Origin of the sequence: Pseudomonas sp. URIL14HWK12:I12 (assembly GCF_003097135.1) — a bacterium.
In the GTDB taxonomy this organism is placed as follows: domain Bacteria; phylum Pseudomonadota; class Gammaproteobacteria; order Pseudomonadales; family Pseudomonadaceae; genus Aquipseudomonas.
Genome location: NZ_QEQL01000007.1, coordinates 200,653 through 215,423, shown reverse-complemented (window position 1 = coordinate 215,423; position 14,771 = coordinate 200,653). Strand labels below are relative to the sequence as shown.

At 62.5% G+C, this 14,771-nt stretch carries 15 protein-coding genes; 6 read left to right on the top strand and 9 right to left on the bottom strand.

Annotation, left to right across the window (positions count from 1 at the left end):
- Nucleotides 1–59: 59 nt before the first annotated feature.
- Nucleotides 60–929, top strand: coding sequence for a transcriptional regulator HexR (hexR, locus tag F474_RS20290; protein ID WP_097087991.1), 870 nt, complete (start codon nucleotides 60–62; stop codon nucleotides 927–929).
- 98 nt (nucleotides 930–1,027) lie between these two features.
- Nucleotides 1,028–1,228, top strand: a complete 201-nt coding sequence (locus tag F474_RS20285; RefSeq protein ID WP_097087993.1) for a PA3496 family putative envelope integrity protein — start codon at nucleotides 1,028–1,030, stop codon at nucleotides 1,226–1,228.
- On the opposite strand, the gene F474_RS20280 is transcribed toward F474_RS20285, so the two are convergent.
- Nucleotides 1,152–2,132, bottom strand: a complete 981-nt coding sequence (locus F474_RS20280) for a LysR family transcriptional regulator (protein ID WP_097087995.1) — start codon at nucleotides 2,130–2,132, stop codon at nucleotides 1,152–1,154. The genes F474_RS20285 and F474_RS20280 overlap by 77 nt on opposite strands.
- A 185-nt stretch (nucleotides 2,133–2,317) precedes the next feature.
- Here F474_RS20280 and F474_RS20275 point away from each other — a divergent pair, with 185 nt between their 5' ends.
- Both F474_RS20275 and oadA read left to right on the top strand, forming a co-directional pair.
- Nucleotides 2,318–3,733 carry an acetyl-CoA carboxylase biotin carboxylase subunit gene (locus tag F474_RS20275; protein WP_097087996.1) on the top strand — a complete coding sequence of 472 codons (1,416 nt, stop codon included), beginning with the start codon at nucleotides 2,318–2,320 and terminating at the stop codon, nucleotides 3,731–3,733.
- A 58-nt stretch (nucleotides 3,734–3,791) separates the two neighbouring features.
- Nucleotides 3,792–5,606 (top strand): sodium-extruding oxaloacetate decarboxylase subunit alpha, encoded by a 1,815-nt coding sequence (gene oadA / locus F474_RS20270; protein ID WP_097087998.1) that lies wholly within the window; start codon nucleotides 3,792–3,794, stop codon nucleotides 5,604–5,606.
- A 112-nt stretch (nucleotides 5,607–5,718) separates the two neighbouring features.
- Here the strand turns inward: oadA and F474_RS20265 are convergent, their stop codons facing one another.
- The 5 genes from F474_RS20265 to F474_RS20245 all read right to left on the bottom strand — a co-directional run bounded on the left by F474_RS20265 (nucleotide 5,719) and on the right by F474_RS20245 (nucleotide 8,947).
- Nucleotides 5,719–6,576, bottom strand: coding sequence for an SPFH domain-containing protein (locus F474_RS20265; RefSeq protein WP_097088001.1), 858 nt, complete (start codon nucleotides 6,574–6,576; stop codon nucleotides 5,719–5,721).
- Complete coding sequence (locus tag F474_RS20260; protein WP_097088003.1) at nucleotides 6,573–7,040, bottom strand: NfeD family protein; 468 nt, start codon at nucleotides 7,038–7,040, stop codon at nucleotides 6,573–6,575. The genes F474_RS20265 and F474_RS20260 overlap by 4 nt, the downstream gene beginning before the upstream one ends.
- A gap of 135 nt (nucleotides 7,041–7,175) precedes the next feature.
- Nucleotides 7,176–7,847, bottom strand: coding sequence for a GNAT family N-acetyltransferase (locus tag F474_RS20255; RefSeq protein ID WP_097088005.1), 672 nt, complete (start codon nucleotides 7,845–7,847; stop codon nucleotides 7,176–7,178).
- Between the two features lie 9 nt (nucleotides 7,848–7,856).
- Nucleotides 7,857–8,303, bottom strand: a complete 447-nt coding sequence (locus F474_RS20250) for a GNAT family N-acetyltransferase (protein WP_097088007.1) — start codon at nucleotides 8,301–8,303, stop codon at nucleotides 7,857–7,859.
- A 26-nt stretch (nucleotides 8,304–8,329) separates the two neighbouring features.
- On the bottom strand, nucleotides 8,330–8,947 hold the full coding sequence (locus F474_RS20245) for an FMN-binding negative transcriptional regulator (protein WP_097088009.1): 618 nt from the start codon (nucleotides 8,945–8,947) through the stop codon (nucleotides 8,330–8,332).
- 92 nt (nucleotides 8,948–9,039) lie between these two features.
- Here F474_RS20245 and F474_RS20240 point away from each other — a divergent pair, with 92 nt between their 5' ends.
- Both F474_RS20240 and F474_RS20235 read left to right on the top strand, forming a co-directional pair.
- Nucleotides 9,040–10,563: a PLP-dependent aminotransferase family protein gene (locus F474_RS20240; protein ID WP_097088011.1), complete on the top strand. Its 1,524-nt coding sequence runs from the start codon at nucleotides 9,040–9,042 to the stop codon at nucleotides 10,561–10,563.
- Nucleotides 10,564–10,616: 53 nt separating this feature from the next.
- Nucleotides 10,617–11,516, top strand: a complete 900-nt coding sequence (locus F474_RS20235) for a bestrophin family protein (protein ID WP_097088014.1) — start codon at nucleotides 10,617–10,619, stop codon at nucleotides 11,514–11,516.
- Here the strand turns inward: F474_RS20235 and F474_RS20230 are convergent.
- From F474_RS20230 to F474_RS20220, 3 genes are read right to left on the bottom strand one after another with little or no spacing between them, the layout of a single operon-like run.
- Nucleotides 11,513–12,511 carry an asparaginase gene (locus F474_RS20230; RefSeq protein ID WP_097088016.1) on the bottom strand — a complete coding sequence of 333 codons (999 nt, stop codon included), beginning with the start codon at nucleotides 12,509–12,511 and terminating at the stop codon, nucleotides 11,513–11,515. The two genes, F474_RS20235 and F474_RS20230, sit on opposite strands and share 4 nt — an antisense overlap.
- 2 nt (nucleotides 12,512–12,513) lie before the next feature.
- On the bottom strand, nucleotides 12,514–13,254 hold the full coding sequence (locus F474_RS20225) for an aspartate/glutamate racemase family protein (protein ID WP_097088019.1): 741 nt from the start codon (nucleotides 13,252–13,254) through the stop codon (nucleotides 12,514–12,516).
- Nucleotides 13,254–14,696 carry a sodium:alanine symporter family protein gene (locus F474_RS20220; RefSeq protein WP_097088021.1) on the bottom strand — a complete coding sequence of 481 codons (1,443 nt, stop codon included), beginning with the start codon at nucleotides 14,694–14,696 and terminating at the stop codon, nucleotides 13,254–13,256. Before F474_RS20220 ends, F474_RS20225 begins: the two co-directional genes overlap by 1 nt.
- Nucleotides 14,697–14,771 lie beyond the last annotated feature (75 nt).

The window sequence follows — 14,771 nt, the reverse complement described above, 5'->3', positions numbered from 1 at the left end:
TGTAGTATAACTACAAAACTTGGCCCATAAGGCCAGCCAAATAAAAGTCGAGTCTCCCATTGAATCTTTTGCAGCACATCACCCAGTCACGCCACCTGCTTCGTAAATCGGAATTGAAGGTGGCCGATCATGTACTGCAGGACCCTGCTGCAGTCATGCACAGCTCAATGGCCGACCTGGCCCACCACGTGGGTATCAGCGAACCGACCATCGTGCGCTTTTGCCGGGCGATCGGCTGTGGTGGCTTCCAGGACCTCAAGCTCAAGCTTGCACAAAGCCTGGCCGCTGGGGCGAGCTTTGGGCAGTTCGCAATCCATGAAGACGACTCGGTCGAAGATTTCAGCCTGAAGATTTTCGATACTACCCTGCATACCTTGATGGAAGTGCGCGAGCAGCTCGACCCTCAGGCGCTGCAGCGCGCCGTGACCGCCATGGCCCAGGCCCAACGTGTGGAATTCTATGGCTTCGGCGCCTCTGGCGCAGTGGCCGCCGATGCCCAGCACAAGTTCTTCCGGCTGCTGCTCAGTGCTGCGGCCTATTCCGACCCGCACATGCAGGCGATGTCGGCCGTCACCCTCAAGCCAGGCGATGTGGCGGTGTGCATCTCGCAATCGGGCCGCTCCAAAGACCTGCTGATCACCGCCAACCTCGTGCGGGAGACCGGCGCCTCGCTGATTACCCTGTGCCCCAGCCAGACACCCTTGGCCGAACTGTCTACGGTGAACCTGGCCATCGATGTGCATGAAGACACCGAAATCTACACCCCGCTCACATCGCGCATTGCCCACCTGGTGGTCATCGACGTGCTGGCTATGGGGGTTGCCATGGCCCGCGGGCCTGCACTGGTGAATCACCTCAAGAGCGTCAAGCGCAGCCTGCGCAGCCTGCGCCTGTCGCCCAAGTCGCTGCACAAGGTTCACGAAGACTGATCCCCGGCACCGGTCATCGGCCGGTCACGCCATCGCCGTCAAACCGTCATCCTGGCCCGCCATGCTCAAGCTTCCCGTAACCCAACAGGATGCTTGTCATGGCTCGCTCCTTCGACGTTCAGGTCAACAGCAAGACCCGCCGCCAACAGGAAGACGCTCGGCGCATGGCTTTTCGCCGCGCCATCGAATGCCGCGAAGATGAACGCAGGCTCAACGACCTGCTCAGCGACTTTCCGGACTCGGCACTGTGGCAGGGGGTAGCGCTGAAGGATTGGCAAAGCGCTCAGCCAGCACACTGATCTGCTGGCGCTGCTCGCGAATGAACGTGAGAAAGGCCATGGACACCGGCGACTGACGCCTGAGCTTGGATTTGACGACGCACCAGCTGCGGTAGATCGGCAGTTCATCCACTGGCAGCTCTTGCAACACGCCGGTGCGCAGCTCCAGGCTCGCCGCATGGCGCGTCATCAGTGCGATGCCCAGCCCGGCGATCACGCATTCCTTCTGAGCTTCCTGAGAGGCGACTTCGAGGGTCTGGCTGAAATGTACGCGCTTTTCCTTGAAGAACTCCTCGCACGCCTGGCGTGTGCCTGAACCCTGTTCGCGCAGCAGCAGGGTTTCACTTTCGAGCTCACGCAGCTTCAACTGCTTGCGCCGGCACAGTGGGTGCTCGGGCGGGGCCAGTGCGACCAGGGGGTTGTTCAGGAACGGCAGGAAGTCCAGGCCCATGTCCTGAGGCACCATCGACATGATGATCAGGTCATCGCGGTTATCGGACAGGCGGCGGATCACCTGAGCGCGGTTGACCACGGTGAGGTTGAGGTTCACCTCCGGGTGCTGCCGCTTGAAGGCGGCAAACAAATGGGGCACGAAGTATTTAGCGCTCGACTCTACGGCCAGCTTCAATTGGCCTTGCAGCGCGCCCTGCATGTCGGCCAATTGCATGTCGAAGCTTTCGAGCCGCCCGAAGATGTCGCGGCTGGCCCGTTGCAAGGCTTCGGCCGCCTCGGTGAGGTAAAGCTTCTTGCCTACGTACTCGAACAACGGTTGCCCAACCACGTCTTCGAGCTGGCGAATCTGCAGGCTCACGGCGGGTTGCGTCAAAGACATTTCCTGAGCTGCACGGCTGTAGGAGCGCAGGTCGCAGACTTCATTGAAGACCTGAAGCTGGCGTAAGGTTATACGCATCAATGACTTACGCATGGCGGCAAGCTGCTGTTTGTTATAGGGAGCTGCGACTATAAGCCATTGCTTATGTGTAACCCAACAAAGATTGATTTTAGTTAATTGTTGCGCAGCGTTACTTTGGCGGTGCGACAGGTTACTGGCGTTCCGGTCGCGGGCCAGCGCTGCTGGCCCTTTTCGATTTCAGGTCGAGGTGAGCCCAAGTGATAAGAAAAATCCTCATCGCCAACCGTGGTGAAATTGCCGTGCGAATCGTGCGCGCTTGCGCCGAAATGGGTATCCGGTCCGTCGCTATCTATTCCGATGCTGACCGCCATGCCCTGCACGTCAAGCGCGCCGATGAGGCGCACAGCATCGGCGCCGAGCCGCTAGCGGGGTATCTGAACCCGCGCAAGCTGGTGAACTTGGCAGTCGAGACAGGCTGTGACGCGCTACACCCCGGTTATGGGTTCCTCTCCGAAAATGCCGAGCTGGCCGAAATCTGCGCTGAGCGCGGCGTGAAGTTCATCGGCCCCAGTGCCGAGGTCATTCGCCGGATGGGCGACAAGACCGAAGCTCGGCGCACTATGATGGCTGCCGGTGTGCCCTGCACCCCCGGCACCGAAGGTAACGTAGGTAGCCTCGACGAAGCTTTGAGCGAGGGCGACCGCATTGGTTACCCGGTGATGCTCAAGGCCACCTCCGGTGGCGGGGGCCGCGGCATCCGCCGCTGCAACAGCCGTGAAGAGCTGGAGCAGGCTTACCCTCGGGTGATCTCCGAAGCGACCAAGGCCTTCGGCTCAGCCGAGGTGTTTCTGGAAAAGTGCATCGTCAATCCCAAGCACATCGAAGCGCAGATCCTTGGCGACAGTTTCGGCAACGTTGTGCACCTGTTCGAGCGCGACTGCTCGATCCAGCGCCGCAACCAGAAGCTCATCGAGATTGCCCCCAGCCCCCAACTGACGCCTGAGCAGCGCGCTTACATTGGCGACTTGGCGGTGCGTGCTGCCAAGGCTGTGAACTACGAAAACGCAGGTACCGTGGAGTTTCTGCTCGCCGAGGGCGAGGTGTATTTCATGGAAATGAACACCCGCGTTCAGGTGGAGCACACCATCACCGAAGAAATCACCGGCATCGATATCGTTCGTGAGCAGATCAGAATCGCTTCGGGCCAGCCGCTGTCGGTCAAGCAGGAAGACATCATTCACCGGGGGTTCGCGTTGCAGTTTCGCATCAACGCCGAAGACCCCAAGAACAACTTCCTGCCCAGCTTCGGCAAGATCACCCGTTACTACGCCCCCGGTGGGCCCGGCGTACGCACAGACACGGCGATCTACACCGGCTACACCATCCCGCCTTACTACGATTCGATGTGCCTGAAGCTGGTGGTGTGGGCGCTCACGTGGGAGGAGGCCATGGACCGTGGCCTGCGCGCCCTGGACGACATGCGTGTGCAAGGCGTGAAGACCACCGCCGCGTACTACCAGGAAATCCTGCGCAATCCCGAATTTCGTAGTGGGCAGTTCAACACCAGCTTCGTGGAAAGCCACCCGGAGCTGACCAACTACTCGATCAAGCGCAAACCCGAAGAACTGGCCCTGGCCATCGCCGCTGCGATCGCCGCCCACGCAGGCCTGTGAATGAGTAGCTGAAAGCCTGAGCCCAACGGCCAGGCTTGCGGCTGATGAGGAGATACCAATGTCCAAGAAGATCTTCGTTACCGACACCATCCTGCGTGACGCCCACCAATCGCTGCTGGCCACCCGCATGCGCACCGAAGACATGCTGCCGATCTGCGACAAGCTCGACCGGGTAGGCTACTGGTCGCTGGAAGTCTGGGGAGGCGCAACCTTCGATGCCTGCGTGCGTTTTCTCAAGGAAGACCCCTGGGAGCGCCTGCGCCAGCTGCGCGCCGCACTGCCCAACACACGCCTGCAAATGCTGCTGCGAGGGCAGAACCTGCTGGGCTACCGGCATTACAGCGACGACGTAGTCCGCGCGTTCGTGGCCAAGGCCGCCGAAAGCGGTATCGACGTGTTCCGCATCTTCGATGCCATGAATGACGTGCGTAACCTGCAAGTGGCCATCGAGGCGGTCAAGGCCTCCGGCAAGCATGCCCAGGGCACCATTGCGTACACCACCAGCCCGGTACACACCATCGACGCCTTCGTTGCCCAGGCCAAGCAGATGGAAGCAATGGGTTGCGATTCGGTCGCGATCAAGGACATGGCCGGCCTGCTGACGCCCTTTGCTACCGGGGAGCTGGTCAAAGCGTTGAAGGCCGAGCAGTCGCTGCCGGTGTTCATCCATTCTCACGACACCGCAGGCCTTGCGGCCATGTGCCAGCTCAAGGCCGTGGAAAACGGCGCCGACCATATCGACACGGCCATTTCCAGCTTCGCCTGGGGCACCAGCCATCCCGGCACCGAGTCGATGGTCGCGGCCCTGAAGGGCAGCGAGTTCGACACCGGGCTTGACCTTGAGCTGCTGCAGGAAATTGGCCTGTACTTCTATGCCGTGCGCAAAAAGTACCACCAGTTCGAAAGCGAATTCACCGCGGTCGACACCCGCGTGCAGGTCAACCAGGTGCCGGGAGGGATGATTTCCAACCTTGCCAACCAGCTCAAGGAGCAGGGTGCGCTCAACCGCATGAACGAGGTGCTGGCCGAAATCCCGCGCGTGCGCGAGGACCTGGGCTTCCCGCCGCTGGTCACCCCGACTTCGCAGATCGTCGGCACCCAGGCGTTCTTCAACGTGCTGGCCGGCGAGCGCTACAAGACCATCACCAATGAGGTGAAGCTCTACCTGCAGGGTGGCTACGGCAGGGCGCCTGGCCAGATCAACCGGCAGTTGCAGCAACAGGCCATTGGCAGTGAAGAAATCATCGACGTACGCCCCGCCGATCTGCTCAAGCCAGAAATGGACAAACTGCGCGCCGACATCGGTGACCTGGCGCGCAGCGAGGAAGATGTGCTCACCTTTGCCATGTTCCCTGATATCGGCCGCAAATTCCTGGAGGAGCGCGCTTCAGGCACGCTGACGCCGGAAGTGTTGTTGCCGATCCCCGAGGCGGGCGCGCCCACCACGGCAGCGGGCAGCGGCGGCGTGCCGACCGAGTTCATCGTCGATGTGCACGGCGAAAGCTATCGCGTGGACATCACCGGCGTGGGCGTCAAAGCCGAAGGCAAGCGGCATTTCTATCTGTCCATCGACGGCGTGCCGGAAGAGGTCGTGTTCGAGCCGCTCAATGAGTTCATTGCCAGCGGCGCCACCGGCAAGCGCCAGCAGGCCAGTGCGCCCGGGCATGTGAGCACCACCATGCCGGGCAACATCGTCGATGTGCTGGTCAAGGAAGGGGACCAGGTCAAGGCCGGCCAGGCGGTGCTGATTACCGAAGCGATGAAGATGGAAACCGAGGTGCAGGCACCGATTGCCGGCAAGGTGGTGGGTATCCACGTAGCCAAGGGCGACCGGGTCAACCCTGGGGAGGTACTGGTCGAGATCGAAGGCTGATCCCGACCCTGCAGTTCACTGGTTCACCTCAGGGGGCTTCGGCCCCCTTTTTTTGCCCGGCAGGTGAGCTGCGCCGCACGCCACGCAAGGCTTGACCTACAACTGGCAACCCCTACGGCTTGACCTTGCCCAGCAAGCCGCCCAAGGTCTGCTGGATATCAGCCGGGAGTACCACGGTCTTGCTGTTGGTGCTGGTGGCCAGCGCCTGCATCGCGGTGATGTAGCGCTCACCCAGCAGGAACAGCGCCGGGGCCGTCTCTGTGCCTACGGCCTTCGAGACACGCTCGATCGCCACCGCCGAGGCCTCGGCCAGCTGCACGGTGGCTGCCGCATCACGCTCGGCCGCCTCTTTGCGTGCCTGGGCTGCCAGCACCGCTGCCTGGCGCTCACCTTCGGCGCGGGTCACCGCGGCCTTTCGCTCCCGCTCCGCGGCCGCCTGGCGCTCCATGGCCACTTGCATGGATTCAGAGGGTTTGATGTCCTGAATTTCCACCGAGCGCACGGCGATGCCCCAATCGTCGGTTTGCACCGTCATGGCCTCGGCCAGCCGAGCCTTGATGATTTCGCGGCTGGAAAGCGCTTCGTCCAGGTCCATGGTGCCGATGATCGCACGCAGTGCAGTCATGGTCAGGCTGGTCACCGCGAACTGGTAGTTCTCCACCCCGTACGCCGCTTTTTTAGGGTCAACCACCTTGGCAAAGCACAACGCGTTGGCGACGATCACGGCGTTGTCGCGGGTAATGATCTCCTGCTGTTGCACGTCCAGAATGATGTCTTTGGTCGGCAGGATGTAGCGCACGCGGTCGACGTAGGGGATGGTGAAATTAAGGCCGGGCTGGAGCGTCGTGTGGTATCGCCCCAGGCGCTCGACGATGCGTTCTTCGCCTTGGGGCACAATGCGTACCCCCTTGAGCAGCGATACGAAAACGAAGACGATCAACGCCAGGGTGAGAATCAGGCTACCGGTCATGAAATGAGTCCTTTGCTTGGGGCCGGGGAAAGAGGTTCGACACGCATGGTGCCGCCCAGAACGGCGGTTACGCGTACGCGCTCGCCAGCGCGGATAGCGGTATCGGCGATGCATGGCCATTGTTCGCTGCCCAGGATGGGCTTCTGAAAGCGTACGCGGCCTTTTTCGAACTCGTCGGCCGCCACGGTCAGCAGGCCGACTTCGCCCAAGGCTTCGTCTGCGGTCCAGCGTTTGTCGGCGGGCGTGTTGCGTGCTCGCCAGAGGAAACCGGCGAAGATCGGTGCGCTCAGCAGTAGCCAGGCGAGCAGGCAGGCCCACAGGGCGAGCGAAGGGATGAACAACAGCACCACACTGACCGCCACCGCGCCAATGCCGAAGCACAGCAGGGCGAAGGTCCCGGTGAAGATTTCCAGTACTGCCAGGGCCAGCCCGAAGACGAGCCAGTAATGCCAGGTGAGGTCCATGATCGCGCTCGTGAGCCGCCAGCCGGCCGTGATTCACGGCCATGCCGTCGGATGGATGGAGGAGCGCTCATTATAGGGAGTGGCAGCGGGGCAGCAATTGCGGGCAGGTCTGAAAGTATTGTGGGGAGGGCGCCCTCAGCGCCCGCGGATATCCTCAAGGGTACGCAGCTGCTTGCCCTCTTCGAAGTTGTCATCGCTCAGCCAAGCCTCGAACGCTCGTTCCAACGCCGGCCACTCGTTGTCGAGCATGCTGAACCAGGCGGTGTCGCGGTTGTGGCCCTTGACCACCATGTGCTGGCGAAAGGCACCTTCGAAGATAAAGCCACTGCGCTGAGCTGCTCGTCGAGAGCGCTCGTTGGCGTTGTCGCATTTCCATTCCACCCGCCGGTAGCCATGCTCGAATGCGAAGCGCGCCAGCCGATAGATCGCCTCGGTGCCCTTAGGGGTGCGCTGCATGGCTGAGGAAAACGCTACATGGCCGATCTCGATGCGCCCGTGAGCCGGTACGATCGACATCAGGCTCATGATGCCCTGAGCTTGCCCGGTGGTTTTATCCACGACGCAAAAGCCCCACGGGTCGGGGCTGACGGCGTAGCCATCGAGCCAGATGTCGAAGCGCTCGCGGTCGGCGAAAGGGCCGTAAGGAAGGTAATCCCAAAGCTTGGGGTCTGCGTCTTCGCCTTGCAGCAATGTCCACAGGTCGTCACCGTGCCTGGCCGGGTCGAGCTTTTCCAGGCGCATGAACCGCCCTTCGAGGGGCTGCGCTACCAAAGCCTTGGGCGGGCTCCACTGCAAGCTATCAGGCATAAGTGCCTCCTAGAGCGTTTTGCGAAATTGGATGAACCCAGGCCTGTCGGCCACGTATTCGTACAGACCAATCGCCTGTGCGTTGGTTTCCTGCGTCAGCCAATGCACGCGCGAGCAGCCCGCGGCCTTGGCCTGAGCATACACGTATTCGATCAACTGGCGGCCGATGCCCATGCCACGCTGGCTCTCGCTGACCAGCAGGTCCTGGAGGTAGCACGAGGGCTCTATGGTCCAGCAGGAGCGATGGAAGATGAAATGAACCATGCCTACTGCAGTGCCCTGATGCCAGGCCAGCGCTGCATGGATCGGCTCGTAGGCATCATGCATGCGCTGCCAGGTCGTTTCAGTGACCTGTGCCGGGATCTGTACTTGATAAAAGCGTTGGTAGGCCTGCCATAACGGCAGCCAGGCTGCATGGTCATCAGCGGTAACCGGGCGGATCTGGATCTGGGACATATGAAAGGCTCCTGTGGATAAGTGATCTACATCAGCGCTGCCAGCTCTCGATCTCGTGGCTCGTCACTGGCGGCCAGGTGTCGCCGAACACCGTCGATGTCAGCCTGGCTGCGGTTCTGGCTGAGCTTGCGTTTGCCTTCGATACGCTCGATGACCAGGCGCAGGCCGACGATGCCCTTGAGCATGCCGGCGATGTAGCCAGCCGGTGCATCGCCGACTGCCCAGGGCGTGGCCTGGCTGGCTTCGTGGCGTTCGCTCAGCTTCTGTACTACGGCCAACAGCTGTGTTGCGTCGTCGAATACCTCCGGGCGGGCCCAGGCATGCACTGCGGTGTAGTTCCAGGTGGGCACTACCTTGCCGTGCTCTGCCTTGCTGGCGTAGGCGCTTGGGCTGACGTAAGCATCAACCCCCGGAAATATCACCAAGGCGCTGTTGCCTCCGGCCAGGGCTTTCCATTGCTCGTTGGCTCGCGCCAAGTGGCCCAACAAGAGGCCATGGGGCTCACCTTCTTCAAACAGCAGGGGCAGATGGGTAGCGTGCAGGCCGTCTTGGCCCTGCGTCACGAGAATGGCCAGCCGTGAATCAAGCATGTGTTGGCGCAGGCTCGCAGCATCGGTGTCGCGAAAGGCAGCGGGGGTGTACATGGCGTTGCTCGCACAATGAGATGAGCCCATGCTAGGCAGCCGATTGGTACCGCGTAAGGTCCATTTTTAAGCAATCGAAGCAGGCCATTGCCATGTTGCCTCCCGTACTTCCTTTCGACCCAGCAGGGCTCAGCCTCGATCGGCAGGGTGGGCTGGGTCGCCAGCTCTATCAGCATTTGCGCGCCCGCATCCTTGACGGCCGGTTGGCCAGTGGCGTGCGCATGCCGGCCAGCAGAACGTTGGCCAAGGCGTTGGGGATCTCTCGCAACAGCGTGATGCGGGCCTATGACCAGCTGTACGCCGAAGGCTTCATCGAGGGGCATGTGGGTGACGGGACCTATGTTTCACGGCTAGCGCTGCGTGGCGTGAAACAATCCACAAAATCATCCACAGGGTTTAACCCTGGGTTATCTACAGGTTTGTCCACAGCCCAGGCCGCCGAAGCCCACTGCGCAGGCGCTATGGAGCGCGCGCAGGCGGTCACTTTGCCGCCCTTGGCCCATCCCAGGAGCGGGCCACCTTGGGCCTTCAGGGTGGGGGTTCCGGCCATGGATCTGTTCCCCTTTCACATCTGGAGCAAGCTCAGCGCGGCGTTTTGGCGGTCGCCAGCGCTGTTGCACTTGGGCTACCAGCACCCCGCAGGCGATGAAACCTTGCGCGAGCTGATCGCCGCCTATTTGCGCAGCTCCCGCGGCCTTAGCTGTTGCGCTGAACAAATCTTGCTCACCTGCGGCGCGCAGCACGGTATCGAGCTTTGTTCACAAGTGCTGCTGGGCCCGGCTGACCACGTGGCTGTGGAAAACCCGGGCTACCGGGCGGCGACCCTAGCACTGGCCAGCAGTGGCGCAACCGTCCATGGCGTGGCAGTGGACGCCGATGGCCTTCAGGTGGATCGACTGGCCCAGTTGCCCCAGTGCCGGCTCGCCTATGTGACCCCGGCCCACCAATACCCGAGCGGCGGCACCCTCAACCTGCCCCGGCGGCTAGCGCTGCTGGAATGGGCGCAGCGCCAGCAGGGTTGGATACTCGAGGATGACTATGACGGTGAATACCGTTACAGCGGCGCGCCCCTCGCGCCGCTGGCTGCATTGGATCGCGCAGGGCGGGTGATCTACATCGGTACCTTCGGCAAAGTCGCCTTTCCCGCGTTGCGGCTGGGCTACCTGGTACTGCCCCCGGCATTGGTAGAGGCCTTCGTGCAGCGCTCTGCCTGCTCGGTGCGGCACCACGAAGTCAGTGCTCAAAAGGTCATGGCGCAGTTCATTGCGCAAGGGCATTTCCACCGGCACATACGGCGAATGCGTAAGGCTGCGGCCAGCCGACGCGATGCACTGCTGGCGCACTGGCCGGTTGCAATACCTGGCTGCGCGCCCATGCCGGCGGTCGACGCCGGGCTGCATGTGGCGGTGAGGGTCGAGAGCCGGGCGCGTGAGGCTGAGCTCATCGCCCAGGCTGCAGCAGCAGGTGTGGAGATCAACCCATTGTCGGCCAATGCCTGGCCGCCCGAGGGTGCTGGGGCGGATAAGCTTGCCGGGCTGGTTTTGGGGTTCGCGGGGGTGAACGAAATGGCAATCGCCGATGCCTGCCGTCGCTTGAACAATGCCTGGCGTCGCTGAACCCTTCCAGCACTTTGCATTCGAAGCATGGAACCGTTCAAGGGAGAAACTTGATGGGCACAGGCCTCGAAAACAAATTCCGCCTCGGGCAAAAGATGCTTCGTTACGTGGGCTGGTCGCTGGTGTGGTTGTTGATATGGGACGTAATCGTCACGGTCGACTACATGTTTTTCCTCGATCGCAAGATCAAGCTACCGAACCTGCCATTAACCCTGCTGGGTTCCGCGTTGGTAGTGCTCACCAGCTTTCGCAACTCCAGTGCCTACGCACGCTGGTGGGAAGCCCGCACGCTGTGGGGAACCATGGTCAACAGCTCACGCAGCTTCGGCCGGCAGGTGCTCACGCTGATCGATGACGGAAATGGCCAGAACCCGCTCAAGGCCGTGCTATTGCGCCGGCATGTGGCCTATGTACGGTGTTTGGCAGCGCACCTGAGGGGCGAGCCGATGCCCGATAGCGTCGAAGCGCTGCTTACGCCGTCCGAGTTCGCTCGTCGCCAGCAGACCAAGAACTATCCCAACGACATTCTCAACTTCACCGCCGGGTTGATCGCACAGGAGTACAAGGCTGGTCGCCTTGACAGCATTCGGCTGGCACGGATCGAATCCACCCTTGTGGATATCTCCAATGCCCAAGGGGGCATGGAGCGAATCGCCAATACACCGTTGCCTTACCCCTATGTGGCGTTTCCGCGGCTGTTCATCACGCTGTTCTGCATGATCGTGCCGGTTGGCCTGGTGGAGACGCTGGAATGGTACACACCGCTGGCCTCTACCGTGGTGGGCTTCATGCTGCTGGCGATCGAGCGTATCGGCACCGACCTGCAGAGCCCGTTCCAGCCCAGCGAGCATCAGATCCGCACCGAAGAGCTGTGCAGCAATATCGAAGGCAACCTGCTGACCATGCTGCGCGACGCCCAGAGGGTTGGGGCCGCGCAGGGCGAGGGCGCTTAGGCCAGCTCGCCGCAGAGGTCCTGCTCGACCAGCGCGCGCACCTCGCGCTGGCTCAGGCCGATGCCCAGCAGCCCATGCAGCTTGCCGAAGGCCGCTTCACGGGTCATGCCGCCCCCGGAGAGCACGCCGGCCTCCCGCAGGCGGCTGCCGGCCTCATACACATCCAGCTCGACACCGCCCTCGTGGCACTGAGTGATCGCCACCACCACCACGCCTTGGCGTTGTGCATCCGCCAGGGCGTCGATGAAGGCCGGGTTGTCGCTGGGGCCGGTGCCACTGCCGTAGCACTCAAGCAGCAGGCCCTGGATGCCAGTGTCGAGCACTGCGCGCAGCAACTGCACGTCGAAGCCGGGAGTCAGGGGCAGGGCCGCGACCTTCGCCAGCTCCTTGTGCTGACGATAGTTCAACTGAGCGGGCAACTGCCCGGCCGGCATAACCCCACCGTTGCGCTGCAAGGCGGCGAACGGGCGGCGGCCGAAGCTGCGGATCTTCGCGCAGCGGCTGGGCGAGATCAGCTCACCATGGAAATACAGGCGCACGCCGGCGGGTTGGCCTTGGCCCAGGGCTGCGAGGGCGCCATTGACGTTCTCCCAGGCATCGCTGTCGCGCGCACCGGCCGGCAGCATGGAGCCGGTGAACAGTACCGGTGCCGGCAGGCCCAGCAGCTGAAAGCTCATGGCTGCCGCGCTGTAGGCCAGGGTATCGGTGCCGTGCAGCACCAGCACGGCATCGCAGCCGTCGTCGTCCACCGCTTCGACGATGGCCCGGCGCAGTTGCTGCCAGTAGGCCGGGGTCATGTTGGCGCTGTCGATCAGCGGCTGCATCTCGCGAAAGCTCCACTGAGGCACGTTCAGCCCGGGCTGGCCTGCCAACTGCTCTCGCATGCGTGCTTCGAAACCGGACGCTGGTGCCAGGCTGCCGTTGGCGTTTTGCAGCATACCGATGGTGCCGCCGGTGTAGAGCACGCGTACATGCGTGGCGGGGGTCGCGGTCATGGTCAATTCTCCGTGGCGATCACGCCGCTGCGGTCCAGCAGGGCCTGGGCCACCAGTTGGGTAACGTCCACCAACGCCTTGTCGGTGTTCAATGAAGTCAGCAGCGGCAACTCGGTGCACGCCAGCAATACGGTGCCGGCTTCGATTTGCGCGAGCAGCGCCTCGAAGCGCGCCTTCAGGCCCGGGTAGCCAGCCCCGTGAGCCTTGATGTCGTAGATCAGCTGGTGCAAGGCCTCGGCGTCGGGCACTGCCTCGCAGGCCACCACCTGCGGTAGATGGCGGTAAGGTGACCAACTCCCCAGCGCCGACACCTGGCGGCCGCCAAGCAGGCACAGCTGGCGGGTGCCGCTGCGGTGTATCCAGTGTTCGAGCACACCCTGGAACGAGACGAACTCACTCTGGAGTTGCAGGTCGAGGATGCGTTCGGAAAATAGGTTCAGGGTATTGCAGGCAATGGCGAATGCAGCCACCTGGCCGTCGAGCGCATAGATCGCGTCTCGCAGCGCCTGCCACACCTGTTCTTCGGTTTTTTCCAGTTCCATGGACAGGCCCAGTTCCGGTTCGGAAACCAGGCGCACTGCCGGGGCGTCGATGTCGCCCCGGAAGGCCGGGCCCAGCCGCCGGCGGTTTTCCACCAGCAACTTGGCCCACATGTCCATGCCCGCTTCGGGGCCGGAACCGGTGATGATTCCCAACCGTGGGCGCGCCTGGTAGCGCACGCCCGACAGGTCGGTGGTGCTCATCAGTGCTGCGCCTGCGGCGCGGCCTGAGCGTTGCCCTGGGCACTGGCCTCAGGGTTGGCAGGCCAGGCCTGGCGATCCAGGTCCAGGTCGGCGAACTTGCTGGCGTCGAACACCGGCACCTTGACGCCTGCCTTGCGCTGGCCGTCGTAGTCGGCGAGCAGGCGCAAGCCGATGTTGAACAGCAGGAACAGCGCGATCAGGTTCACGAAGGCCAGCAGGGTCATGGTGATGTCGGCGAACGCGAACACGGTCGTCAGGTCTTCCATGGCGCCCCATACCACCAGCGCAAGCACCAGCGCACGGTAGGCCCAGACGGCGTCCTTGCGCTCACCCACGATGAAGCGCAGGTTGTTTTCGCCCAGGTAGTAGTTGTAGAGCATCGAGGTGAACACGAACAGCGACAGTGCCACGCTGATGAAGATCTTGCCCCATGGGCCGACCACTGCCGCCAGGGCGTCCTGGGTGAGGACGATGCCGTTGATGGTCGAGCCGACGGTGTAGATGCCCGACAGCAGGATCAGCAGCGCGGTGCAGGTGCAGATCACGAAGGTGTCGAGAAACACGCTGAACGCCTGTACCACACCTTGGGCCACCGGGTGCTGGACCGAAGCCACGGCTGCAACGTTCGGCGCACTGCCCAAGCCCGCTTCGTTGGCGAACACGCCGCGCTTGACGCCCATCACGATGGCGCTGCCAACCAGGCCGCCGAACACCTGGTCCAGGCCCAGTGCGCTCTTGACGATGGTCATCAGCATCTCGGGGACCAGCGCATGTTGCAGCACGATCACGTAGAGGGTGACGCAGATGTAAGCGAGGGTCTTGACCGGTACCAGCAGGTCAGCCACCTTGGCGATGCGCTTGATGCCGCCGATGAATACCAGCGCCATCAGCACTGCCAGGGCGATGCCGGAGTAGCGGGTGTCGAAGGCAAAGGCGTCGTTGAGCGAGGTGGTGACGGCGTGCGATTGCAGGCCGTTGAAGGCGAAGCCGAAGGTCACCAGCAACAGGAACGCCATGACCATGCCCAACCAGCGTTTCTTGAGGCCGTGCTCAATGTAGTAGGAGGGGCCGCCGATGTACTGGCCGTCGGAGCCGCAGCGCTTGTACAGCTGCGCAAGGGAGCACTCGAAGAAGCTGCTGGCCATGCCCACCAGGGCGGTGACCCACATCCAGAACACTGCACCCGGGCCGCCGAGTGTCACGGCAACGCCTACACCTGCGATGTTGCCTGCGCCTACGCGGCCGGCCAGGCTGAGCATCAAGGCCTGGAACGACGACAACTGGGACGAGCTGTTGCGCAGGCTGTCGCGGAAGACCGCGAACATGTGACCGAAATGGCGCAATTGGACGAATCGCGAACGAATCGTGAAATAACTGCCCAGGCCGACGATGAGTACGATCAGTACCTTGCCGGAGAGGAAGTCGTTGAGGGCTTCCAGCATTGAATAAACCTCGCTGATGTTCTTTTTCTGATGGCGAACTCGGCCGGTGTGGGCTTGTGGCCTCAACCCCAGTCC